Raw genomic sequence first — 24,729 nt, forward strand, 5'->3', positions numbered from 1 at the left:
AATATAATTAATCCAATAACATTTAAAAACTTTTGCGGAATACCGGGTTGCATTTTGACTACTTACCGGAAACACTAGCAGCCATTCAGGCAATGAACCGGGAACAATTCGCAGCATTATTGGAGAAATATCAGGAGGGACGATGCTCTGAGCAGGAAAAACAGCTCGTGGAGCATTGGTTCGCGCTGCTGGAAAACGAGAATGCAGACGATGTTTCGGAGAATGATCTGGACGGGGCCGGAGACCGGATGTGGGTATCTATGCAGGAACAGGCATCCCTGCCCGATCTCCATGAGCGCGAAAGACGCAGTCCGCTTCGGTCCGTTTACCTGCGGTGGGCGGCTATGGCGGCTTCCCTCGTACTGATCGGCTGGTTTTTCACGGGCCGGCGCGCCGACCGCAATGTGCCGCTCACGGCTTACACCTGGCAGGAGCAGCGGAACGACGGCGAAACCGTCCTCCCCGTTATGCTGGAAGATAGCAGCGTGGTAGAGCTGCGTCCGGGCAGTTCATTGCGTTATCCGAGCCGGTTTAGTGAGGAAAAAAGGGAGGTGGTGCTGAAAGGCGATGGGTTTTTCAGTGTTAGAAAAAATTCCAAAAAGCCGTTTTACGTGCATTCCGGCGGGGTTACGACCAAGGTGCTCGGGACGAGTTTCCGGGTGAATACCGGGGCCGACGGCCGGCAAACGAAGGTAGAAGTGGTGACCGGCCTGGTGTCGGTGTACAGCGAGCGTAACAGCAAAGAGGAGGTGGATATGCTCGTGAGCCCCAACCACACCGCTACATTCGACCGCAGTTCCGGCAGGTTTTCGGCAGGGCTGTCGGAGCGACCGCGATTGCTGAATGCCGGGGTGTCGTTCCGGTTTCGTAATGCGCCGTTGTCGCAGGTAGCGCAGCACCTGCGCGATGCGTGGGGCGTGGATGTGTATGCCGAAACGAGCCAGATCATGAACTGCCCTCTCACCGCCGACCTGAGCGGACAGCCGCTTTTTGTACAAATGGACATCATTTGCGCCGCCCTGGGCGCCAGATATAAGGTAAGCGGATCGACCATCCGCATTTCAGGGCCGGGCTGCCAAAGCCGCGGAACGCACGCTTTCCAGACACGTAAACCCAATCATTCCGATATGCATACATAGCCGCCAACGAAAACGCTGGCCATGCAGCGAACATGGGCCAGCGCCAGAAAAAATCCGGGAGACCGACAGCGAATCGAGCCACTCCGGAGCTTCATTTTATCAAATGTCCATTCAATAAAACATTTAAAGGTATGAAAAAAACAGAACCTTTACTTTTTAGCCTTACCGGTTACAAGGGCAAAAATTCTACCCGCAAACTGCTATTATGGTTCGTGGTGGTTACCCTGCTCGCCTGTCAGTCGGCATTGGCGATCGATTTTCAGCAGGAAGTAATGTCGCGGCTGGTGACGCTCAAAATCCGCAATCAGCGGTTTGAAAAAGTCATCAACAGCATCGAAAAACAGACCAAAGCCCGCATCGTGTACAGTTCCGAGCGCGTGAATGTGGCCCGGACGGTGAGTGTGGAGGTCAATAATGTGCGCCTGGATGCCGTTTTGGACGAAATCCTCTCCCCTTTGAACCTCACCTACCGCGTGGTAGGCGGGCAGATCGTCCTGGAAAATGCGGCGCGCGAGGAATCAATGGCCCCGCAGAAAAGCCAGGCCGTCGACCGCACCATTTCCGGCGTACTGACCGATGAAAAGAATGCCGTACTGCCGGGCGTGAGCGTGGTGCTGAAAGGGACCAACCGCGGAACTACCAGCGACGGCGAGGGCAAATTCAGCCTCATTGTGCCCGACGACCCTTCGGCCATTCTCACGTTTTCGTTCGTAGGTTACCAGAGCCAGGACGTGGTGCTGGGCGCGCAGACCGCATTTAATGTATCCCTGAAACCGGATATTGGTGCCTTGGAAGAGGTGGTGGTGATCGGCTATGGCGCCGTGCGCAAGCGTGACCTCACCGGCTCGGTGGTGCAGCTCAAAAGCGAGCAGCTGAAAGAAGTGCCTTCCAACAACGTCCTCGACGCCGTACAGGGCAAGATCGCCGGTGCGGACATTACCCGCAGCAGCGGCCAGGCGGGCGCGGGCGTGAACATTACCATTCGTGGTAACCGTTCGATAGGTGGAAACAACTCCCCGCTCATTATCGTCGACGGCGTGCAGTACGGAGACCTGGCGGACATCAACTCGAACGACATCGAATCCATGGAAGTGCTGAAAGATGCGTCCTCGATTGCGATCTACGGCTCACGCGGTGCGAACGGCGTTATTTTGATTACGACCAAAAAAGGAAGAAGCGGTCGTCCGGACATTTCTTTCAACTCCTACGCGGGTGTTTCGCAGGTGACCATGTATCCCCGCGCGATGAATATCACCGAATTCCGCGATTTCAAACGCGAAGCCTGGCGTGCCGCGGGCGTGTGGAATAGCCCTGCCGACGATCCGGCGATTTTCACCAACGTAGCCGAATACGACGCATTGCAAAAAGGGACCTGGACGGATTATCAGAAAGAACTCATTCACCCGGGCTTTCAGCAGAACTACCAGCTGGGCTTCCGGGGAGGCTCGGAAAAGCTGAAATCCTACGTTTCAGTGGATTATTTCAATGAAAAAGGCGTGCTTAAAATGGACGAAATGAAGCGCTACACCGCGCGCCTCAACGTGGATTACACGCTTACCGACTGGATGAAGATCGGGTTGCAAAGCCAGCTCACCTACTACAACCAGAGCGTCCGCCGCGACCCCCTGAACCAGGCCAACAAAATCAGCCCGCTGGGCTCGCTCTATGACGAAAACGGCAATTTCAACTTCATCATGCTCGACGGACAAACTGCCAACCCGCTTTCGGACGAGCAGCCCGGCGTATTTAACAACAATATTCTCACAACCCGCACGCTCACAAACGGTTATGTAGAAATTACACCATTGAAAGGACTAACATTCCGCAGCACATTGGGCGCCAACCTGTCCAGCTCGCGCAACGGGGCATATTCCTCACCGAAGTCCATCGACCGCTCGCTGACAGGCAAATCCCTGGCTACTTATAATGTATCCAACGGCCGTACCATTAACTGGGAGAACGTGCTCACTTACCAAAAGGTATTTGAACAACATAGCTTTACTTTCACGGGAATCGGTAGCTCGCTCGCGACGGTTTCGGACAATGCGTCGGCATCGGGGGTAAACCAGCTGATTCCCTCGCAGCTCTTTTACTCCCTCGGCAGCGCTACGGAAGAGATTAAAATCAATTCGGCCTATTCCAAAAACAACCTCGTTTCCTTTGCAGCGCGGGTGAATTATGGCTTTAAGGAGCGGTACTTGCTCACGCTGACAGCACGGAAGGACGGCTCGTCCAAACTCGCGCCGGGCAACAAATGGACATTCTTCCCTTCGGCGGCATTCGCATGGCGGATCATCGACGAGGGTTTTATGAAAAATGTAAAGAAACTCAGCGATCTGAAACTGCGTGTGAGCTACGGTATCGCGGGTAATGACCCATCCGGCCCTTATGCGACGCAAACCACCCTCACGCGCATTGCATTCGGATTCGACGAAGTGGCTTATCCGGCCTACACTTTCTCCCGGAATGTCGGCAATGCGGCCCTGGGCTGGGAGCTTTCGGCGACGCAAAACCTGGGTCTTGACTTCGGGCTGTTCGATGGCCGCATTAATGGTTCGATCGACTACTACGACACCCGCACGTCCGACCTGCTGCTCGATCGCGGCCTGCCGCCAACTACCGGCGTAACCACCGTGAAACAGAATATCGGTAAAACCCGCAACCGCGGAATCGAGGTCGTATTGGGGACCACCAATGTGCGCACCCGCGATTTTACCTGGAATACCAACCTCACATTTACCAAAAACAAAGAAGAGATCACCGAACTCGTAACGGAGGGCAACGACATTGGCAACGGCTGGTTCATCGGCAGCCCGATCAGCGTTTTCTACGATTATGAAAAACTGGGAATCTGGCAGACATCGGAAGCGGAACAGGCGAAAGCAATGTCGCCCACGCAGCTGCCCGGTGAGATTAAGGTAAAAGACCAGAATGGCGACGGCAAGATCGACGCCGTGAACGACCGCGTGATCCTCGGCACCCCGCGCCCGAAATGGAGCGGCGGCCTGGACAATACCATCAAGTTCAAAGGGTTTGACCTGAATTTCATGATTTACGCAAGGATAGGATCGATGATCAACTCCGATCGCTACGCGCGCTTCGACCAGCAGGGTGTGGGCAACAGCACCGCCGGACTGGATTACTGGACGCCGGAGAACCCGACCAACGACTACCCCCGACCGAACAAGAACGCGGGCCTCAAATACCTGTCGACGCTCGGTTATCGCGACGCCTCCTACGCACGTATCCGTAACGTGACGCTCGCGTACAACCTGCCGGTAGACAAGTTCAACTGGAAAATCATCCGCGGCCTGCGCATTTATGCCACCGCGAAAAACCTGGCGACATTCACCAAGCTCGATTACGACCCCGAGCGGGGCGGATCGGAGAACTTCCCGATGACGAAACTGTTCGTTTTTGGTCTGAATGTAAACCTTTAACCCTTTAAACCAGTCGAAACAATGCGATCAAAACTATTGAAAACAGGGTTAATAGCGGTTTCCCTCATGGGGCTGTTTGCCTGTGAAAATACGCTGGAAGAATACAACCCGTCGGGCCTGACGTCCGCCAACGTGTACACGACGCCCGAGGGCTTCGAAACGCTTGTGAATGCCGCCTACTCGTACCAGCGCTGGTGGTACGGCAAGGAAGAAGGCTACAACATCGCTGAAACCGGCACGGACATCTGGACCAGCGGCGCCGGCGAAGTGTACCGCGATTTGACCCAATACCTGAACCTGCAAGGCAGCAATACGGCCCTTACCAATGAATGGCGGGAGTTTTACGCGGCGATCAACCTCTGCAACGGGGGCATCAACCGCATTGACGAAGCCGGCCTTTCAGCCACATTGCGCCTCGTGCGCGAAGGTGAGCTGCGCTTTCTGCGGGCATTCTACTACTGGCACATCGTCGAAACCTGGGGCGGCGTGCATTTCACCACCACCGAAACGAACGGCATCGTGACTACCGCCAACAAAACACCGGTAGAGACATTCTACAAGCAGATTTTCGAAGACCTGCAAATAGCAGCCAATAACCTGCCCGCCACGCAGCCGCAATATGGTCGCGTTACAAAGGGCGCCGCGCAGGCGTTTCTGGCCAGAATGTACCTCACCCGGGGCATGAACAAAGAGGCGCTGGAAATGGCCAAAGCGGTACTGGAAGGCAACTACGGCTATCAGCTTGAAGCGAACTATGCCGATTTGTGGAAAATGAGCAATTTGAAGTCCAAAGAGGTGATTTACACGGTTGATTACGCGGCTAACCTCGCCCTGAACGACCTCGCCAACTCGACTTTCAACCCGTACGGCCACAGCCGCGGCAGCAACAACGCGCATTTGCTCTTCCTGATGAAGTACGACGACCGCCCCGGCATGACGCGCGACATTACCAACGGCCGGCCGTTTAACCGCTACATGCCTACCCGCTTCCTGCTGGACCTGTTCTCGGCCGACGACGCCCGTTACGAAGGCAGTTTTATGGAAGTATGGTATGCCAATTCAAACACGCTTCCTACGGGCATTGCAAAAGGTGATACCGCTGTTTACTGCACTAAAAAAGAAATCCCGGATAACGTGGAAGCTTCGAAAAAGTACCAGACCTACGACCGCAGCGACATTTACCTTGCCGATGGCACCGTGAAGGACAACCTGCGCTACCCGACGCTTTCGAAGTTTATGGACCCGTCCCGCGCCAGCCTGAACGAGGCGCAAAGCGCGCGCGACGTGTTCGTGATCCGCCTTGCGGAAGTATACCTGATCGCCGCCGAAGCTGCCATGCAGCTGGGTGACCTCGCCGCAGCCGCGGAGTACGTCAACAAAGTGCGCACGAGAGCTGCGAAACCGGGCAAGACGGCGGCTATGCAGATCAAACCGGCCGACGTAACCCTGGATTTCATCCTCGATGAGCGTGCCCGCGAGCTGGCGGGAGAGCAGCTCCGCTGGTTCGACCTGAAACGGACCGGCAAGCTGGTGGAGCGCGTTAAAAAACACGCCCCCGACAATGCAATCAACATTCAGGAGCACCATACCCTGCGCCCGATCCCGCAAACCCAGCTCGACGCGGTAGTGAACAAAAGCGAGTTCAATCAGAATGCCGGTTATCAATAAATCCATTTTCTATTAAACGTCTTCCTGCCCTCAAAGGCAGGAAGATTCTTTTGCTATGACTTACAAAACCAAAATTGCCGCATTGGCCCTCGCCTCCCTGGCCTGGTGCAACGTGTCAGCGCCGGAAGCTTCCGCTCAGTCGGCACCGTACAGCTGGTCCAACCTGCCGAAGATCCAGCAACCGGTTTTCCGCAAGGACACCGTCCGCATTACCGCATTCGGCGCGGTGGCCGATGGCCATACACTCAACACAAAGGCCATTAACCAGGCCATTGAAAGTTGCAGCAAAAAAGGCGGCGGCGTGGTGCTGGTTCCCGGCCGGGCTGTGGATCACGGGGCCGGTGGTGATGAAAAGTAATGTGAACCTGCATTTGCAGGAGGGCTCGCTGCTGCTTTTCACGACCGACAAGTCGCAATACGCCATTACCGAAGGTTTTTATGAAGGAAAAGCCGCCGCACGGAACGAGTCGCCCATTTCGGGAAAAGACCTTGAAAATGTGGCCATTACCGGCAAAGGGATTGTGGACGGAAACGGCGATGTGTGGCGGGCTGTAAACAAAAACCAGCTCACCGAGCCTCAATGGAAAGAAAAAATCGCCTCGGGCGGCGTGCTGAAAGACGATGGCAAGGTATGGTACCCGAGCGAGCAGTTTAAAAGCGCCAGCGTGGGCAATAAGAGCATGCTGCTGACAGGCGGCAAAAAGCCTGCGGACTTTACGGATATCAAAGATTTTCTGCGGCCTAACCTGGTGGTTTTCAATAACTGCAAAAAAGTGTTGCTGGAAGGCGTTACGTTCCAGAATTCGGCCGCCTGGTGCCTGCACCCGCTCATGGTTCAGGACCTGACCATCCGCAATGTACGTGTCAAAAACCCCGAATACGCCCATAACGGCGACGGAATGGACATCGAATCCTGCAAAAACTTCCTGATCGAAGGCTGCGTGCTCGATGTGGGTGATGACGCCATTTGCATTAAGTCAGGCAAAGACGAGGAAGGCCGCAAGCGCGGTATCCCGACCGAAAACGGCATTATCCGCAACAACATCGTGTACCAGGGCCACGGCGGTTTTGTGGTAGGCAGCGAAATGAGCGGTGGCGCCCGAAACATTTTCGTGGAGGAATGCACGTTCATGGGCACCGATAAGGGCCTGCGTTTCAAATCGGTACGCGGTCGTGGCGGCGTGGTGGAGAAGATTTATGCGCGGAATATCAATATGAAAGACATCAAGCAGGAAGCGATTTTCTTCGACCTGTATTATTTCGTCAAGTTCGCGACCGACGGAGAGCGTGATATGCGGCCTGTCGTGAATGAGGGCACGCCGGTTTTCAAAGACATGCATTTTGAAAATATCGTGTGCAATGGCGCTACCAAAGGCGTGTTTGTGCGCGGGTTACCGGAAATGCCGGTGCGCAATATTGTGATGAAAAACATGGTGCTTTCAGCGGAAACCGGCGTGGAACTTACCGACGCCGACCAGATCCGCTTCAAGGATGTGAAACTGATCACAAAGCATTCCAAACCGGTGATTTTCACAGACAATGCCACCAATGTCACATTCGACGGCCTCAAATACAACGACCGCAGCGAAACGCTAATTTCGGTAAATGGCGAACGCAGCAAGAACATCAGCATTTCACACACCGACGCGTCGAAAGCACAAAAAGTAAAGGAATTTTCAAAAGGAGCACAGGAGAAGAGCCTGGTTATTCATGAAGGTAAATAAATACTGCTGGGTAGCCGGCGCATTGCTGGCTACCTCGGCATTTGCACAGAAAAAAACGGTTTCACAACCAACATCCATTTCCGAAACCTGGGTGACCGATCTGCGCGACGGCCGCTACCAAAACCCCGTCCTGCACGCCGATTACTCCGACCCGGACGCATGCCGCGTGGGCGACGACTTCTACATGACCGCATCCAGTTTCGACGCGGTGCCCGGCCTGCCCATTCTGCATTCCAAAGATCTTGTGAACTGGACGCTGATCGGCCACGCATTGCCGAGACAAGTGCCGATCGAGCATTTTGAGCAAACGCAGCATGGCAACGGCGTGTGGGCGCCGGCGATCCGGTTTCATCAGGGAGAATTTTATATCTACTACCCCGACCCGGATTTCGGCATTTATGTCACCAAGGCTAAAAATGCTGCGGGGCCGTGGAGCGAGCCGGTGCTGGTGGAAGGAGGAAAAGGGCTGATCGATCCGTGCCCGCTCTGGGACGACGACGGGCAGGTGTACCTCGTGCACGGATGGGCGGGCAGCCGCGCGGGCATCAAGAGCGTGATCACGGTGAAGAAAATGAATGCGGAAGGCACCAAAGTGACCGACGCCGGCGCGCTCGTGTACGATGGCCACAAGATTGACCCAACCGTGGAAGGGCCCAAATTTTACAAAAGAAATGGCTTTTACTACATTTTTGCCCCTGCCGGTGGCGTGGCTACGGGCTGGCAGATTGTGCTGCGGTCCAAAAACGTGTACGGTCCTTATGAGCGGAAAGTAGTGATGGCCGAGGGCAAATCGGGCATTAACGGGCCGCACCAGGGCGCCTGGGTAACCACCAGCCCGGTGAACGGCAAATCGGAAGACTGGTTCCTGCATTTTCAGGACAAAAACGAATATGGCCGCGTGGTGCATCTGCAACCAATGAAATGGGTGAACGACTGGCCGGTAATCGGCACAGACCCGGACGGGGACGGCATCGGCGATCCCGTGCTGACGTACGCCAAACCATTGACCGCCAAGCAATACCCGCCCGCCACTCCGCCCGAGTCCGACGAATTCAGCGGGCCTGCATTGGGAAAACAATGGCAATGGCAGGCGAACCCGAAAGGCATATGGGCCATGCCCGCGGCGGGCTTTTTGAGATTATATAGTTACAAAACACCCGCACAGGCGAAAAACCTCTGGGACGCCCCAAATGTACTGTCGCAGAAATTTCCGGCAGAGGCATTTACCGTCACAACCAAATTCCGATTTACCCCGAACGCCAATCTGAGCAACGAAAAGACGGGTTTGGTGATCATCGGGCAAAGCTATGCGAGCATTTATCTGCGGAGCGGGAAAAATAAAATGGAGCTGGTTTATGCCACTTGCGCGAAAGCTGCTGACGGAAAGCCGGAAACGGAGCGCGTTTTGGCGGAATGGAAGCCGGAAACCGACCTGTACCTGCGCGTGAAAGTGAGCAAAGGCGGCCAATGCACATTCAGTTACAGCGAAAACGGCACCGAGTTTAAAACAACCGGGGAGACATTCAAAGCGGAGCCAGGCAGGTGGATCGGTGCGAAAGCGGGCATATTCTGCACCCGCGAAACACAAACCAACGACTCGGGCTATGCAGATTACGACTGGTTCCGACTGACGAAAGATTAGTGTCGAACCATGTCAAATAGGTGGTTAAGCAATTCCGGGATTTTCGGGATTCAGGACGACGTTGCGCTTACGACCTGAATAGTTGAATTTGACCGAAACGTGGTCGCCGGCCTGGGGAATGCGGTTGAGTTGTTCGCGAAGCACGTGAATTTCTGTTACAAAATTGCGTCCCCTGGCCGGTTTCACATGCACCTGAAAAGTGTAATAGGTTTCGCCCTGCAAATAAGAGCCGGGATGTTCTTCCGAGAGCAGCACCACGGCATCGGCAACCTGCCCGCCCTGCATGCTTTTGCCGCCGAGCAGCAGCATTGTCCTCCTGAAACGATACAGGAACCATAGCCCGCCGACGATCAGAAAAGCCAGTAATAAAATGAGCAACCATTGCTCCGTTAGTGTCGCCAGTATCTCCATAGCCCATAGAATTCAATGGCTTCAAAGAAAACCGGCAACGTTCCAAGTTAAGACAATAGTGATTTAACGGGCATTCTCACTTATCGAGTGGCTGGTTTCCGAGCGGCAATTGTAAAAGCACTTCTTCCTTCTTGCGTCTCGATATTTCTACACGGCTGCCATCCAGCAATTCCACCAGATCATGGTCAGCCATGAGTTTTGCAATAAATTTCGGATTCACCAGGTGTGATTTGTGTGTGCGGATAAAGCCGAATTCCGTCAGCATTTCTTCATAGTGTTTGAGCGTCTTGCTCGCGAGAACGGGTTTCCGGCTTTTGATGTAAATATTGGTATAGTTACCCTCTCCCTGCAACCGGACGATCTGGTCGAGCGTGAAAAACGATACGCCGTCCTGATAAGGCACCGCCAGACGGAATTCGCTGGCCCTTTTGTGGGCAATGTTCCGGACCAGGTTATCGAACAGCACGGGGTTCTGATGTACGTTGGCCTTTTTGAGAAAACGGTTCACGGCCGACCGCAACTCGTCGGGATCGACGGGTTTCAGCAGGTAGTCCAATGCGCTGAACCGGATCGCCTGCACGGCGTACTGATTGTAAGCCGTGGTAAAAATCACTTCGAAAGCCGGTTCCTTCAATGCCCTGAGAAAGTCGAAGCCGTTCTTGCCCGGCATTTCAACGTCCAGGAAAACAATGTTCGGCCGGAATGTTTTCAGTATCTGGAGGGCATTATCCACCGATTCCGCTTGCTTTACTTCACGCACCTCCTCCACATAGGTTTCAATGTAATGCGCCAGCACATTTCTTGATCTAGGCTCGTCGTCGACAATAAGTACTTTGATCATCTTCGTCTAGGTTTGATATAAATAGGTGGATAATTCTATTCTGACAAGCGTTCCGGTGGGGTTGCCGGCGTCGTCGTAAAGGTCTGTCACCTCCATCTGCGCGTGGTTCCCCTGCCGCGCCAGCACGTCGATCCGGTCTTCACAGATACGTATCCCGCGCGACTCGTGTTCCCGTGTACGCGAGGAATTCTGGCGTAGTTCTGCCGATTTTTTCCTCCCAATGCCGTTGTCCTCGATTTCGCAGGCGAATTGTTCGGGGCCGGTCAGGAAAAAACTGATCCGCATGTGCCGGTCGCCCTGCTTATGCATGAGCCCGTGCCACAGCCCGTTTTCCACGAACGGTTGCAGCAGCATGGACGGCAGGCGCACATAATCGTCTTCCAGCTCGGGATCTATTTCAATGGAATAGGTAAATCCCTGTCCGAAACGCATCAGTTCCAGTTCGAGGTAAAGTTCCAGCACGTCGCGCTCCTCGGCGATCGTGACGAGGTTCCTGCCCGAGTTGTTGAGCACCAGCCTGAACAGCTTGGCGAATTTATTCAGGTACTTGCTCGCTTCGGTGTATTTCTGGGTGACGATGCATTCCTGTATGCTATTCAGGCAATTAAAGATAAAATGCGGGTTCATCTGCGCACGCAGGGCCATTAGCTGACTCTCCGCCAGCATTTTATTAATGCGAAGCAGCATAATCTCCTGCCTTTCCGCCTGCGCGCGGGCCATAGCCTCGGTGATTTTGTTGGCGCTGATGGCCGCGATCGTGGAAATCGCACGGACGTGATCGTGGTTATAAAAATTCTTGCTGGGATGCTCCGAGTCGATCACGCCGATCACCTGGCCCTCGTGCAGAATGGGCACGGCGAGTTCCGAAAACCGCGCCTGGTCGTCGATGATATAACGCGGGTCTTTGGACGTGTCGCCGATGATTTGCGGCAACCCGGTGGCGGCCGCCGTGCCCACGATCCCCTCGCCGACCGGTATTTCGATCGGGTTCAGGATTTCATATTCCTTCGGACTTTTGGGACCGTAGGCGGCTTTCTGGATGAGTGTGTTGGTTTCCTTATCGAGCAAATACACGACGCAATCCTCGAAATGCAGCTTTGAAATGCAATTGCGGGCAATGTCCCAGCAAATTTCGTTCACCGAGTTATCCCCGTAAACGCTGTTGGCAAAGTACTCGATCGTGTCGTCGAGATCCTTCTTATGCCGCCTTTTAGTATAAATCCGGGCAAACCAGTAGAGCGAACCGCCTGTCGCAAGGGCGCACACAACGAAAAACCACCAGGTTTGCCACCAATGCGGCAATACTTTCAGGCTCAGCGTTTGCGCGGTGCGCATCCAGCGGCCATTTTCATCGGTACTTCTCACTTTGAAAACATATTCGCCGGGAAGGAGGTTGGTATACGACGCCGTGATGTTGCGGCCCGCCATCACCCAGTCGTTGTCGAGGCCCACGAGCTGGTAGCTGTATTGCAGCGACGGAATGTCGCGGTGACTGAGCGAGGCGTACTGGAATGCGACGAACGATTCGTCCGGGTTCAGTTCCAGCGGCCCGCCGTCCAGGTCCTGCAACCGCTCCTGCCCGAATATCTTCACGGAGGTAATGGCCGGAGGCTTCTGCACCGGCACCGAAGCGAAATGCCGCGGGTTGATTACCACGACGTGGTCGAGCATGACCGCGTAAATTTTGCCCTCGGCCAGCGTCACGTAATTCCAGTAATCCTGCAAGGTCTTGCCCAAATCGAGCTCCACCTTGCTCACATTGTTGCTCGCGGGATCATACGTTGCCAATCCTTCGCGGCTCGCGCACCAGATTACGCCCTTGTCGTCAATGCCCAGTGACGAAATCTGGTCGTACGGCAAGCCATCCTTCGTCGTGATACTCCGGATCACCTTCCCGCCCGCATCGATTTTGAGCAGGCCGCTGGAAGTCGCCGCGGCCCATATTTCGCCGGTTTTGCTTTGGCGCATTTCATAAATGTACTCCTCGGCAATGTCGGGCGCGGGCAGCATGGAGAAATGCTCGCGTTGGTGATCATAGCGCAGCATTCCTTTGCCCTGCACGCTAAACAGAATGTCGCCATTTGAAAGCGGTATAAAAGCCTGTGCATCGGCGAATGCGAAAAGGCCGTAACGCGGGTCGGTACCGTCAAACCGCAGGGTCGTTTTAGTAGCCGGCTGGTAGCGGTAAATGGCGTCGCCGTCAATCTGGAACCATATATTTTTTTGTTTATCCAAAAAAACAAAGGGTGCTTCGTAGGATGCCAGGCCGGGCTTCGTCTGGTTGAAGCGCCGCAACACGGTTTCTCCGGGCGAGAGTGAGTAAATACCGTCGAAACCGGCAAACCACCAGGTATCGTCCACTTTGGCGGTCATAACGAACCGGTTATTGCGCAGCCGTTTGCTGGGCGTCACGAATTTCTGGTATTTGCGATCTGCCGTGTTGTAGAACACAACGCCATCTTCCTTGCAGGCCACGATCATGCTGCCGTCGACGGTGATGGAGTTGGCATGGGCAAAGTTTGTTTCGAGAAAAAACGGAAAGCTGGGCAGTTTGTAAATCGCCTCGATGGGATTTTTGGGGAGCGTTTTGCTCACGCCATTGATCGTCCCGAGCCATACATTGCCTTGCGCGTCGGAAATCGCGTCCCGAAAATGCCCGTAAGCGATGGTGTAGGCCTGGTCCTGGCTGTATTCGATTTTGCGGAAAGGCTGCCCCGGTTCTTTCACAAATGCCGCAAAGAGCCAGGTAGAGACCCACAGCCGGTCCTGCCGGTCCATAAAAATGAAATTGCAGCCCTCACCAATCAGCTTGCCATCCAGCGCATAATGCGTGTCCACTTTGCCGGTGCGGTAGTTCCAGTAGTTCAGCGACGGGTCGGTATCGCAGCCATACCACACATTTCCCGTACGGTCGACGGCGATCGCGTGCACTTTCGCCGATTCGAGCAGCGGGCTGCGCAGGACATTGTTTCCTTTGAAGTATACGCGGTCGGCTTTGCAATCGATAAACAGCGGCCGGTTACCTCCTACCCACATCCCGCGTCTCAGCGTATCGTACACCATCACTTTTAGCTCAAAGCCACGGAAATCGAATTTGCGGGCGTCGGGAAACAGATCGGTGACAGGACCTAGTTTATTATTTTGGTAAACAAACAGGCCATCGGAGGTCCCGATCCAGATGCGCTGCCGGCCATCCTGACGGATGCTGACGATGTAGCGATTTGCCAGCTCTCGAAACCGGGGATCATGCGAAAAGCGGCCGTTTTTTTTATCAAACAAAAGCACACCGCGCCGCAGGCCGATCATCAGCGTGTCCTCTCCGCCGAACGGCCAAATCGCATTCACATAATGCTTCTGACCTCCCGCCGCATCATGAAAACGCCGGACGACGGCACCGTCGTAACGGTCGAGGCCGGCAGACGTGCCAATCCACAAAAAGCCGGATGAATCTTTGTACAAACAGCGGATTTGCTTTGCACTAAGGCCATCCTGCCAGCGGATGTTCTGGAATAACGTCTGCGCCCGAAGGCCTCCGCTGTACAGCCAGAGACCCATAACGGACATTGTCCAGAACAGCCTTTTGAGGAAAAACGACACGGGTTAGGGGGATTTCATGGAAGATTCGCATCTAATATGCTTCATCTGAAGCCCAAATACGTCAATTCTATGCAACCGTACTACCTCATTTATTTATCGGTAAACGCCAGGAACCGCCTCAAAACGGCGGAAACGGCGATTTTGTAATTACCGCTTACTCAATGATTTACCGGTAAATAGTCGAAAGCTACCGTTGCATCATTAAAATTCAACGTTGCACAAGCCGATATGCACTTTTGCGCCGCCATTCCCACCGCCATGAAAAATAAAACCTTATCACTCAATCTCATCCTATACCATTATGCTGATCCTGCTATTGATCGCGAGTGTATGCCTGACCCTGGTCGTTGCAAGTATGTTCCTGCTCCGCCCTGCCGCCAAATCCTTCGTCCCATCGGGTGCATCCGACATGTACCAGATTGAAAACAAGCTGGTTTACTACATGGAAAAAGCCGGACACAAGGTTCGGATCGCCGACGCACACGCCCGGACATTCCAGGTGCTGACTACCGGCGCTGCCGGTCGCTCCGTTGCTTCGCATTATGCTCGTGACTTTCAGAACGTCTATTTCCGGGGTAAATGCATTCCCGGCGCCAATCCGGTCTATTTCCAGATTCTGGGCTCCGACCTCGGCCGCGACGACCGCAATGTATTCAAAGCCAGCGAAATGATTTCGTCCGATGCAAAGAATTTCAAATGCCTCGACGAGCGTTTAAGCAAAGACAGCCAGCGCGTTTACTTCGATGCGCAGGTGATTTCGGAAGATGCCAGCCATTTCAGATACATTGGCAAATGGCAGAAAAACGCATTTTATAAGGACCACAGCAAAGTGTTCGTGGACGGCAAAGGCTACCGCGTGGCCGACATTGATACATTCGGCTATGCAGGCAATGGCGTTTTTACGGATCGCTACCAGGTTTATAAATTCGACGGCGAAGGATTTCGGAGCAATTCCGGCCAGCCGGTTTTCCGGGCGATGATGCAGTTCGAGCCGGCATTCTGATCCATACAAAAAGGTGCCGCCCCGCGCTACAACACGCCGGACGGCACCTCGTCACTTCAACCTTACGGTCACTTTCTGCGCGACAGCGCCACCAGCAGACCTACCACTGCCACCGTACAAATCACCTTTCCGGCGAATCCGGCAGCATTATGTTTCAGCTCGGCTTTGCCTCCGTGTTCCTCGAAAAGATTGGGCACGTGGCCGCCTTTCAGGTCGTCGGCAATGCCTTCCATAATCTGCACGCGATCGGCCATCAGCAGCCCGATCCAATGCATGACGTGCGACTCGCTGAATGTGAATGCCCAGCGGCGCAGCTTTCCGCTCAATCCGGTTGGCGGGTTGGGCGTTCCGAAAACGGCTGAGAGGCTTGGCCTTTCGTTCGAATGCAGGATTTCCACGAGCTGCGGCTGCTGGGGCGGACGTTCCCAGATCATTCCCCTGTTATCATTCTCGGTCCGCTTTTTCATCGGATAATTGGGCACATCGAGCGGGTCCGCATCGATTCCCCAGCCGTTGATATGGCTGTAATCAGTGAGTGGCTTTTTCATAACAATATTATTTTCTGGCTGATGGCGGGATCAGGATAGGCTTGATACAATTGTCGAGTTTTGCTGAGAAGATGTGATAAGCATCAGCCACTTCTTCGAGCGGCACACGGTGCGTTACGATCGCTTTCGGGTCAATCCGGCCGGATTGCACGTGTTCGATCAGCCGCGGCAAAAGCCGCTTAACGGATGCCTGGTTAGCCCTGAGCGTCAGCCCTTTGTTGACCACGTTACCGATCGGAATGATGTTCCCGGTGGGCCCGTAAACCCCGACGATCGACACAATACCTCCTTTTTTCACCGCATTGATCGCCCAATGCAGCGCAATGGCCGAGCCCGATTGCAGCATCATTTTCCGACCTGTGATGGTATGGAAAGCACTTCCCGCCGCTTCGCAGCCAACGGCATCGATACACACATCGGCACCGATCCAGTCGGTTGTTTTTTTAATGAAAAGGACCGGATCTTCCAGCGAGCGAAAGTTGTAGGCCTCGCATTGCGCGTAGTTTTTCACAAATTCGAGGCGGTATTCCAGGTGGTCGATCACAATCACGCGGCCCGCACCGAAAAGCCAGGCGCATTTGGCAGCCATGATCCCAATGGGCCCCGCACCGAACACCACCACCGTGTCGCCCGGTTTAATGCCCGCCATTTCGGCGGCCTGGTAGCCGGTCGGCAGCACGTCCGTGAGCAACACGGCGTCGTCATGGTCCATATCGTCGGGGATGATCATCGGGCCTACGTCCGCGTAAGGAACACGCACGTACTCCGCCTGGCCGCCGTCATAGCCGCCGGCCGTGTGCGAGTAGCCGAAAATCCCTCCCACAGCCGTAGCTTCGGGGTTGGACTCGTGGCAGTTGCCAAAAAGCTGTTGTTCGCAAAAAACGCATTTGCCGCAAGCGACATTGAAAGGGACCAATACGTTATCGCCCACTTTGAGTTTGGTCACATCGGGCCCCACTTCTTCCACCACGCCCACAAATTCATGACCGAAAGTGGTCCCTATGCGCGTATCGGGCACCATTCCGTGGTAAAGGTGCAGGTCGGAGCCGCATATGCAGGACCGGGTGACGCGCACGATGGCGTCACCCGAATGCTCGATGCGCGGCATCGGCTTGTTGCGGTCGGCACGGACCCGGTAGGGTCCTCGATAATTCATTGCTAGCATGTAGTTCGTGTTTAAACTGTTGATGATCGGTTTTTTGGATGGCGCGATTGCTTAAAAATCGTGCCCGATCAACAGCCTGAACCCGCATGCCTCCTACTTCACCCGCTTGGCCGAAGCGTCGAACATATTCATCATATTGCCTTTCAGGTTATCGTCGTCTACTTTCGAAAGGTCGAGCGTAACGTCGTAGCCCTGCGCTGTGAAGCCGATAATGATCTTGTCCGCTGCCTCGTCAATGCCGGTAATCGCGATTTTGTCCGCGCTCGGGTCCGTAGCGTTGGTGATCTGTCCGGTCAGTTTCCCATCCGTCCGGGTGAGGTCGGCCAGGAGCTTTGCATCGCCGTTAGGTGTACCCACAACCGTGATTTCCCACTTGCCCGCAAAGAAATCGGCAGGCGCAGCGGTTTGGGCAATGCTGGTGCAAACGACGCCCAGCATTAAAAAGAGCATGATCATAGAACCGATTCTTCTCATAGTCGCAATGGATTTGTGGTTAAAATAAAATGAAACCGCGATCAGCAGGAGTCGCTGTGCCGATCAGCTGAGACAAAGTAAAGAAGAAGTTCTCTTATTGTCTATAATAAAGACAATAATATTTTTGCAAATAAATACCCTTTTAATGCAAACTTGCTTCATGGCCGGATTTAAGCGGATTTGTCTGAATCACCCCTTGAAAAAGTCTGGTTCACCGACCGTCCGCGCATCCGCAGCCGGGTAATTTTGCAAAAAGATTTCACCATGAAAATGAAACCCGCGGAGTTTATCGCCCTCTCCGCCTGCACGATGACGCTCACCGCGTTGGGAATCGACGTAATGCTGCCTGCCTTCGGCGATGTACGGCGCCATTTCGGCCTCAGCGCCGACTCCACCGCCACCGCGCAAATCATTTCGTTCTTTTTCATGGGGCAAGTCGCGCAAATCATTTTTGGCGCCTTATCCGATCGCTTCGGCAGGCTTCCTATCCTTCGGACCGGCTTTCCGCTTTACATTATCGGCGGGATCGTCGCGGCCATTGCGCCCGACCTGCCTATCATGCTTACCGCCCGCTTTTTCGCCGGCATGGGCGCGTCGGCCGTGTTCATGACCACCATCGCGGGTGTCCGCGACCGCTTTGTGGGTGATCATATGGCGCGTATCCTGTCACTCATCTTCACGATTTTCCTCTTCACGCCTGTATTCGCGCCGTTCCTGGGCCTGGCTATATTATCGGTGGCTTCCTGGAAAATGGTTTTTCTCACGCCTCCGCTGTTTGCGGTGGCGGTGTTCATCTGGTCGCTTCGGTTGGAAGAGTCCCTCCCACCCGCGCAGCGGACGTCACTTACGCGTGCGCACATCGGCCGGTCGATTGCCAGAGTGCTGGGTAACCGCACTTTTGTGCGCTACACCACGATCACGACATTGCTTTTCACCGCGCTAAGCTCTTACGTGTCCAGTTCGGAACATATTGTTGGGGAAATTTATGGCAGGCCGGAGCTGTTTGCCTGGATTTTTGCGGGAATGGGCGTCATGATGTCGCTCTGTGCATTGCTGAATTCGCGGCTTTCGTCCACGTTCGGAGCGCGGAAAACGATTCAATGGCTGCTGATCATCTACACGACCGTGGGCGCGGCCTTGCTCGCGTTCACCTCGGCGTTCGGCGATCCGCCGCAAATGCCGGTGTTTTTTGCCGCGATCACCATCATGCTTGCCATCAATCTGGCCGTGGAGCCCAACAGTAGCGCGCTAGCGCTCGAACCGATGGGCGAAATGGCCGGAATGGCATCGGCCATTTACGGCACCTGCTTCTTTTTCGTGGGTGCGCTGTTCGGTTCGGTCACGAGCCACCTGATGGTGGACGGCGTGTTTCCGCTTGTGCTATGCTTTTTTGTTTTCGGGCTGATATCGGTGGCGCTGGTGCTAACCGACCGCCGGCCGGCCGGAGAAGTTTCCTAGCTGCGTTTCCACTTCTTTTTCATGGCCGAATAGGATTTTTTGCTCACGGTTTTCTTACTCTTCGACCGCGACGTGCCTTTCTTTTTGCGCGCATTAATATTGTTAACCAGCGAATTCTTCACGCCGAGCTTGTTGCGTTTGGTGTTTCTTTTCTTCTTAGTTGTTGACATATCTTTTTTGTTTTGATAATAGATATGTCAATATCCGTGCCGCATAGGACCTCGTTTACGAAAACGAAGGACAATGATATTCAACTCGCAGGTCTGCATTGGCCTACAATGCTGCATTTGCCTCACAAATCCCTAGTCATTCGAAGAACTGCATGAATCGCCGGATGAATCCGAAGAAGAATCGCTGCCGGAGCCGTCGCTATCGCAGCTACTTCCCGAATCATCGTAGCTGAAAGCGTTGCCGGCATCGCCAGCATCGGATGGATCGCTTCCATACGCGCCCGTATCGTAGGATTCGCCTCCAAACGTGCCTGTATCGTAGGATTCGCCTCCAAACGTGCCCGTATCGTAGGATTCGCCCGCGCCTCCGCCACCAAACTCGGCCCCTCCGAAAGCCAACGGTTCGTACAGGGTATTTTCAGATCCGGGACTATTTGTATAAAACTGATCCGAAGAGCCGGAATGACCGAATGCCGTCGGGTGATCATCGATTGCATTACCCCGGTTTGGAGGTGCTACGCGTTTTCTGTAAGCAATGGTATTCTGCCTTCCGGCGCGCAAAAACAGGAGCACCAGCGCAATGATGACGAGCAATATAACCGCTTCGAACATATCAGGTAAGTTTGGGATGAGTACCCAATATACCCGTCGCTACACCTCTCCCCGCATCCGATTAGCAGGCGGAGACAAACAGTTAGCGTCCGTTTGTAATCTGCTTCCCGACCACCAGTTTATCCCCCGAATCGTCCACTTCGAACAGCTTCGGAACGCGCACCGTACGGCCGTTTACACCGCGATGGCTGTGAATGGACATCAGCAATCTGCCGTCGAAGGTGCGGAACAACATGCCGTGTCCGAAGTTGGGCGGCGTGATCGGTTCCTTTTCCTGGATCCAGGGGCCATCGAGCGTGCCGCTTTGGGAGTAGGCAACGCCTTGCGTGTACACGTCGTAAATCCAGCTCGTCCAGAGCATTCCCAGCTTGCCTGTTTGGGTACGGAATACCCACGGACCATCTGTCACTTTGTTGGGCCTGTCGGAACCGTCCTTGTTTTTCTCGCGGCTCCACGGCGAGTCGCTGGCCAGGAAAAGGAGCTTTGCCGGACCGGTAGTGCCGCTGAAATCCGGTTTCAATGCGATCTTTTCGACCGTTCCATTGCCATTTTGCAGCCATTCGTGGCAAAAAAGCATGTAGGGCTTACCATCGGTGTCGGTCCAGAGGGTAGCATCGAGCGTCAGCTTGTCGGCCGGCAGGTAAACGGAATCCTTCATGGGTGCATACGGGCCATCCGGACGATCACTTACAAGCACGTGGCACGCGCGCCGTTCAAGGCCTTCGCCCAGCTTGACAGCCTTGTTGGTGAAGGTCGCGAAATAATAGTATTTGCCCTTGTAAGCATGCAGCTCGGCGGCCCATATCATCGGCTCAGGCCCCATCCAGGACTTCGGGTCGGTTTTCGCCACCGTGTAAGGTCCGGTCCATTTCTTCAAATCCTTACTCTTCCAGAGTTTGCCGCCTGTGCCGGTCATGTAGTAGGTTTGGGAAGGTCCATCGGCGAGGATAAATGGGTCGCTCAGCCGGATCGAATCCAGCGGAATGTCGTTCCGCACCGGCTGTGCGGCATTTTGCGCCCTTACGCCACCAGCTAGTGCAATGGAAAGTGAAACGGACAAAACAGCGCGTTTGATAAGGGATAGGAGCATTTGGAAAAGTAATAATGGAAAATCAGTACCAGACGCCAAAATAACGAAATTACCTACTGCCGCGGCGGGTGCGGGTCAATAAATATGCCATCCGCGCGCGGGGAAACGGTTGTGCAATGCATTGGGGAAAAGATGCAACTCTCCCTTCCGGCCGATCGCCCCGCCCGCGCCTGCCACGGCGTGGCATATCTTTTTCCGGGGCGCTCGGCATTAACATATTCAAACATCAACAATCTACATCGTTATGGCAAAAGACCGATCAGGAGGATTTCATCCCACTAAAGGAAAACCATCCGGCGGCCGCCCGGAAGGACTGGGCGTTTCCACCGCCCCGCCGGAGGAAATCGAGGAGTTCCTCGACCGGACCGACCAATATGTTCAGGATGACGAAACATTAGATCCCACAGTCCCTGTGCGCCACCCCAACAGGCGTACCGGCGGCGGTAACGGCAGTTCCCGCAAGCCTAATCTGCGCGGATCGGACACCACCATCGAAATGGCCACCGCGCCGGATGTGGAAACCGAGCCGGAGCAGCTGCCCGACCTTCCGGACAAGGAATTATTCGCCGAACTCGCCGGATTCCAGTCGGATTGTTGCGTCACCATTTACCTGCCCACGCACCAGGCGGGCGTGGAAGTGAATGAAAAACACGACGCCATTTTGCTAAAAAATACATTAAAGGACGTGGCCGCACAGCTGGCGGGCCAGGGCATCGAAACCGCCCGCATTGAGCAACTCCTCACGCCGGCGTATGGCTTATTGCAGCAAGATCGGTTTTGGGGCAGAATGGAGAAGGGGCTGGCCATTTTTATTGCCGACGGCTATTTCAAATACCTCAAAATGCGCGTAGCACCGCAGCACGAGGCCGTTTGTCAGAAGCGCTTTTACATGACGCCGCTCATTCCGGCGCTCGCCTGCAAAACATATTTCTACCTGCTGGTGATCAACAAGCAGAAATGCAAACTGTTCCGCGCCGACGCTTCCGGCATGGAACCGATTGAAATTCCGGAACTTCCGGATGAAATGCTGGACGTTAAAAGATTGTCGGATAAGGACGCCAGTACTTTCCGCGCGGGCGTGAGCTCGGGCGCGGGCGGGGCCAATTTCCATGGCATGGGCGGCGGCAATCCCGATCATAAGGATACCATCGCCGTCTATTTCGAGGCAGTCGACGATATCATTTACAAAGAAGTGCTGCATGCGGAAAATGTGCCGCTCTTGCTCGCAGGCGTCGAATACCTGATCCCGATTTACCGCTCCGTGAGCGATTACCACAACATCTGCCCCGAATCGCTCACCGGCAGCCACGAGCACGACGAGCTGCACCATCTCTATGCCCAGGCGCGGGAGATCATGCAGCCGTATTTCGACCACGGCCTGGACAAGGCGCTGACGATCTACGCCAACCAGTCGGCCTCGCCGCTGAGCTCATCGGTGATTGACGACATCATTCCTGCTGCTTACTATGGCCGGATTTCGCATCTGTTTATACAAAAAGGAACACATATCCACGGTCAGTTCGACGAAATGAATGCAAAACTCGACATGCAGGAAAGCGGTCAGGAGTCGGCCGAGGACCTCGCGGATATGGCGGTGATCAAAACGCTTACCCAAGGCGGGGATGTGTACCTGCTTCCTGAGGAACGAATGCCGGTGCCTTCGCCAATGGCGGCGGTATTCCGATACTGATATAGTTTTTTTGAGGTTGGTTAATGTAAATGGAGCGGGGCATTTTCAATGTCCTGTTCCATTTTGTTTTTTGGGCCGGGCCAAATAATATGGTCTTTAAAACAAATAAAACAGGCCCTTAAAACAAAACAGCCTCAGGCAGCCCCGCCTACCTTTGTTCCATCAAAAACAAATTCATTTTTATGGAACATTCAACAGCAACAGCCTCACAAACAAATCATCATCAAAAACCCACCGACTCGGGGTTCGATGCATTTTCCACCGCGCAGGACGTAATCCGGGGCATTGACCTCACAGGTAAGACGATCATCGTCACAGGCGGTTACGCCGGCATCGGCCTGGAAACCGTGAAGACATTCGCGCAAGCCGGTGCCCGGGTGATCGTGCCAGCCCGGGATGTCCCGAAAGCTGCCCGCAACCTGGCCGGCATTCCCAACACAACGGTAGAGTCTCTCGACCTTACCAGCCCGGCTTCGATTGATAGTTTTGCGGCGCGGTTCTTGGAAAGCGGCCAGCCGCTGGATATATTGGTCAATAATGCGGGCATTATGTGGGTACCGCTTCTGCGGGACGCCCGTGGCTATGAATCGCAGCTCTCGACGAACCATCTTGGTCATTTCCAGCTGACGGCCCGCTTGTGGCCGGCATTGAAACTATCGGGAAATGCGCGGGTGATCAGTGTGTCGTCTTTCGGTCACCATATCGCGCCGTTCGATTTCGACGATCCCAATTTCGAGCAAAGGGAATATGAAACACTGGCTGGCTACGGGCAGTCCAAAACGGCCAACAACCTGTTCGCGGTAGCGCTCGACCATCTCGGGCAGTCGCACGGCGTAAGGGCATTCTCGCTGCACCCCGGCTCGGTGAACGGTACCGAACTGGGGCGTGTGGCACCGATGGAGCTTTTCAGGCAAATGGGCACGCACGACGCCGACGGCAATATTTACCCGGAAGTGGCCCGGAAGCTGAAAACAATCCCACAGGGAGCAGCCACGACCATCTGGTGCGCTACCAGCCCGAAGCTCGAAGGGCTCGGCGGGCTATATTGCGAAAATGCGGACGTGGCGGAGGTGGATCACGGAAATATCGCGCACCGGTACGACGAACCGCTCACTTTACGCGGTGTGAAACCCTACTCGATCGATCCCGGTAACGCCCGCAGACTGTGGACTTTGAGCGAGCAATTGACAGGAATTGATTTTAAACCAAACTGACATCCGGTGGCACACGAGGCACACTACATTCATCCCGACCTGAAAATATCCGGATTTACGGAACATTTTCAAAAGAGCGACGTGCTGTTCGAATCGCATTTGCTGGTTTGGTTTATTTCGGGTGAGACGAAGATCATACAGGGCGGACAGGCGCATATTTTCGGAGCCGGTGACACGCTTTTCTTTCCACGCCACGAGCTGGTGACGGTGATTAACTATCCCAAAAACGGCCTCCCGCACCGATCTGTCGTCATGCATTTGACCGCCCCGCGGCTCGAAGCCTATTATGCGAAAAACAAAGTGGATGTGAAGCCCGTGCCCAGGCCCGGATTCAGGACATTTGAAAAGCATCCGCTCCTGCAAAGCTGCATGGCCTCGCTCGTCCCCTATTTTGACCTGCGCGAAGCACTGCCGGAAGCACTCGCGGGCATGAAGATCGAGGAGGCCATTACCATTTTGCGGACCATCGAGCCGGAAATTGACCACTTCCTGGCCGACTTCGGCGAGCCGGGTAAGATCAATCTGGTCGATTTTATGGAGCAACACTTCATGTACAACCTCCCGATGACCAAGTTTGGCTACCTTACCGGTCGCAGCCTCACGACTTTTAAGCGGGATTTTAAGAAAACCTACCAAACCACGCCGCAAAAGTGGCTTACCGAAAAACGGCTGGCCCTGGCCCATTACCTCATCCGCGAGAAGAAACGGCGACCGTCGGAGGTGTATCTGGAAGTCGGTTTCGAAAACCTGTCGCATTTCGGATATGCATTTAAAAAGCATTTTGGCTACGCACCTACGGATTGATTATCCCAAATGCCCCGACCGCTCCTTAATCCCGGGCGG

Annotated in this window: 20 protein-coding genes; 11 read left to right on the forward strand and 9 right to left on the reverse strand. The window is 54.4% G+C overall.

The genetic code is table 11. The features are described from left to right. Positions 1–92 precede the first annotated feature (92 nt). The 6 genes from DFER_RS07385 (at position 93) to DFER_RS07405 (ending at position 9,613) form a co-directional block, all read left to right on the forward strand. The gene (locus DFER_RS07385; RefSeq protein ID WP_015810996.1) at positions 93–1,139 is read left to right on the forward strand and encodes a FecR family protein; all 1,047 of its coding nucleotides are present in this window, start codon (positions 93–95) and stop codon (positions 1,137–1,139) included. Positions 1,140–1,270: 131 nt separating this feature from the next. Beyond that, entirely contained in the window at positions 1,271–4,579 is a 3,309-nt protein-coding gene (locus DFER_RS07390) for a TonB-dependent receptor (RefSeq protein WP_015810997.1), read from the forward strand. A 21-nt stretch (positions 4,580–4,600) separates the two neighbouring features. After that, on the forward strand, positions 4,601–6,247 hold the full coding sequence (locus tag DFER_RS07395) for a RagB/SusD family nutrient uptake outer membrane protein (protein ID WP_041734793.1): 1,647 nt from the start codon (positions 4,601–4,603) through the stop codon (positions 6,245–6,247). A gap of 55 nt (positions 6,248–6,302) precedes the next feature. After that, positions 6,303–6,605 (forward strand): hypothetical protein, encoded by a 303-nt coding sequence (locus tag DFER_RS30500; RefSeq protein WP_229206200.1) that lies wholly within the window; start codon positions 6,303–6,305, stop codon positions 6,603–6,605. Beyond that, a complete protein-coding gene (locus tag DFER_RS07400) occupies positions 6,520–7,971 on the forward strand; it encodes a glycoside hydrolase family 28 protein (RefSeq protein WP_229206201.1) in 1,452 nt (483 codons plus the stop codon). The genes DFER_RS30500 and DFER_RS07400 overlap by 86 nt, the downstream gene beginning before the upstream one ends. Further along, positions 7,958–9,613, forward strand: a complete 1,656-nt coding sequence (locus DFER_RS07405; protein WP_015810999.1) for a glycoside hydrolase family 43 protein — start codon at positions 7,958–7,960, stop codon at positions 9,611–9,613. The genes DFER_RS07400 and DFER_RS07405 overlap by 14 nt, the downstream gene beginning before the upstream one ends. Positions 9,614–9,637: 24 nt before the next feature. Here DFER_RS07405 and DFER_RS07410 read toward each other — a convergent pair whose 3' ends face one another. The 3 genes from DFER_RS07410 to DFER_RS07420 all read right to left on the reverse strand — a co-directional run bounded on the left by DFER_RS07410 (position 9,638) and on the right by DFER_RS07420 (position 14,462). After that, a complete protein-coding gene (locus tag DFER_RS07410; RefSeq protein ID WP_015811000.1) occupies positions 9,638–10,024 on the reverse strand; it encodes a hypothetical protein in 387 nt (128 codons plus the stop codon). Positions 10,025–10,100: 76 nt separating this feature from the next. Then, the gene (locus tag DFER_RS07415) at positions 10,101–10,865 is read right to left on the reverse strand and encodes a LytR/AlgR family response regulator transcription factor (protein WP_015811001.1); all 765 of its coding nucleotides are present in this window, start codon (positions 10,863–10,865) and stop codon (positions 10,101–10,103) included. A gap of 6 nt (positions 10,866–10,871) precedes the next feature. After that, positions 10,872–14,462 carry a histidine kinase gene (locus tag DFER_RS07420; protein WP_229206202.1) on the reverse strand — a complete coding sequence of 1,197 codons (3,591 nt, stop codon included), beginning with the start codon at positions 14,460–14,462 and terminating at the stop codon, positions 10,872–10,874. A gap of 301 nt (positions 14,463–14,763) precedes the next feature. Between DFER_RS07420 and DFER_RS07425 the strand changes: the two genes are divergently transcribed. After that, positions 14,764–15,465: a DKNYY domain-containing protein gene (locus tag DFER_RS07425; RefSeq protein ID WP_015811004.1), complete on the forward strand. Its 702-nt coding sequence runs from the start codon at positions 14,764–14,766 to the stop codon at positions 15,463–15,465. A gap of 68 nt (positions 15,466–15,533) precedes the next feature. Here the strand turns inward: DFER_RS07425 and DFER_RS07430 are convergent, their stop codons facing one another. From DFER_RS07430 to DFER_RS07440, 3 genes are all read right to left on the reverse strand, one after another. After that, the gene (locus DFER_RS07430; RefSeq protein WP_015811005.1) at positions 15,534–16,013 is read right to left on the reverse strand and encodes a hypothetical protein; all 480 of its coding nucleotides are present in this window, start codon (positions 16,011–16,013) and stop codon (positions 15,534–15,536) included. Between the two features lie 7 nt (positions 16,014–16,020). Then, entirely contained in the window at positions 16,021–17,178 is a 1,158-nt protein-coding gene (locus DFER_RS07435; protein WP_041734795.1) for a zinc-dependent alcohol dehydrogenase, read from the reverse strand. Between the two features lie 93 nt (positions 17,179–17,271). Further along, on the reverse strand, positions 17,272–17,652 hold the full coding sequence (locus tag DFER_RS07440; protein ID WP_041734796.1) for a hypothetical protein: 381 nt from the start codon (positions 17,650–17,652) through the stop codon (positions 17,272–17,274). Positions 17,653–17,916: 264 nt separating this feature from the next. On the opposite strand from DFER_RS07440, the gene DFER_RS07445 reads away from it, so the two are divergent. Beyond that, positions 17,917–19,110 (forward strand): MFS transporter, encoded by a 1,194-nt coding sequence (locus tag DFER_RS07445; protein ID WP_015811008.1) that lies wholly within the window; start codon positions 17,917–17,919, stop codon positions 19,108–19,110. Here the strand turns inward: DFER_RS07445 and DFER_RS30065 are convergent. The 3 genes from DFER_RS30065 to DFER_RS07455 all read right to left on the reverse strand — a co-directional run bounded on the left by DFER_RS30065 (position 19,107) and on the right by DFER_RS07455 (position 20,982). Continuing rightward, complete coding sequence (locus DFER_RS30065) at positions 19,107–19,280, reverse strand: hypothetical protein (RefSeq protein WP_015811009.1); 174 nt, start codon at positions 19,278–19,280, stop codon at positions 19,107–19,109. The two genes, DFER_RS07445 and DFER_RS30065, sit on opposite strands and share 4 nt — an antisense overlap. Positions 19,281–19,412: 132 nt before the next feature. Then, positions 19,413–19,892 (reverse strand): hypothetical protein, encoded by a 480-nt coding sequence (locus DFER_RS07450; RefSeq protein ID WP_015811010.1) that lies wholly within the window; start codon positions 19,890–19,892, stop codon positions 19,413–19,415. An 82-nt stretch (positions 19,893–19,974) separates the two neighbouring features. Continuing rightward, complete coding sequence (locus DFER_RS07455) at positions 19,975–20,982, reverse strand: glycoside hydrolase family 43 protein (RefSeq protein ID WP_015811011.1); 1,008 nt, start codon at positions 20,980–20,982, stop codon at positions 19,975–19,977. A 244-nt stretch (positions 20,983–21,226) separates the two neighbouring features. On the opposite strand from DFER_RS07455, the gene DFER_RS07460 reads away from it, so the two are divergent. From DFER_RS07460 to DFER_RS07470, 3 genes are all read left to right on the forward strand, one after another. Continuing rightward, positions 21,227–22,672: a baeRF7 domain-containing protein gene (locus tag DFER_RS07460; protein ID WP_041734798.1), complete on the forward strand. Its 1,446-nt coding sequence runs from the start codon at positions 21,227–21,229 to the stop codon at positions 22,670–22,672. A 182-nt stretch (positions 22,673–22,854) separates the two neighbouring features. Next, positions 22,855–23,886 carry an SDR family NAD(P)-dependent oxidoreductase gene (locus tag DFER_RS07465; RefSeq protein WP_015811013.1) on the forward strand — a complete coding sequence of 344 codons (1,032 nt, stop codon included), beginning with the start codon at positions 22,855–22,857 and terminating at the stop codon, positions 23,884–23,886. A gap of 6 nt (positions 23,887–23,892) precedes the next feature. Then, on the forward strand, positions 23,893–24,690 hold the full coding sequence (locus DFER_RS07470) for a helix-turn-helix domain-containing protein (protein WP_015811014.1): 798 nt from the start codon (positions 23,893–23,895) through the stop codon (positions 24,688–24,690). Positions 24,691–24,729: the final 39 nt, after the last annotated feature.

It is taken from the genome of Dyadobacter fermentans DSM 18053 (genome assembly GCF_000023125.1).
Classification (GTDB): domain Bacteria; phylum Bacteroidota; class Bacteroidia; order Cytophagales; family Spirosomataceae; genus Dyadobacter; species Dyadobacter fermentans.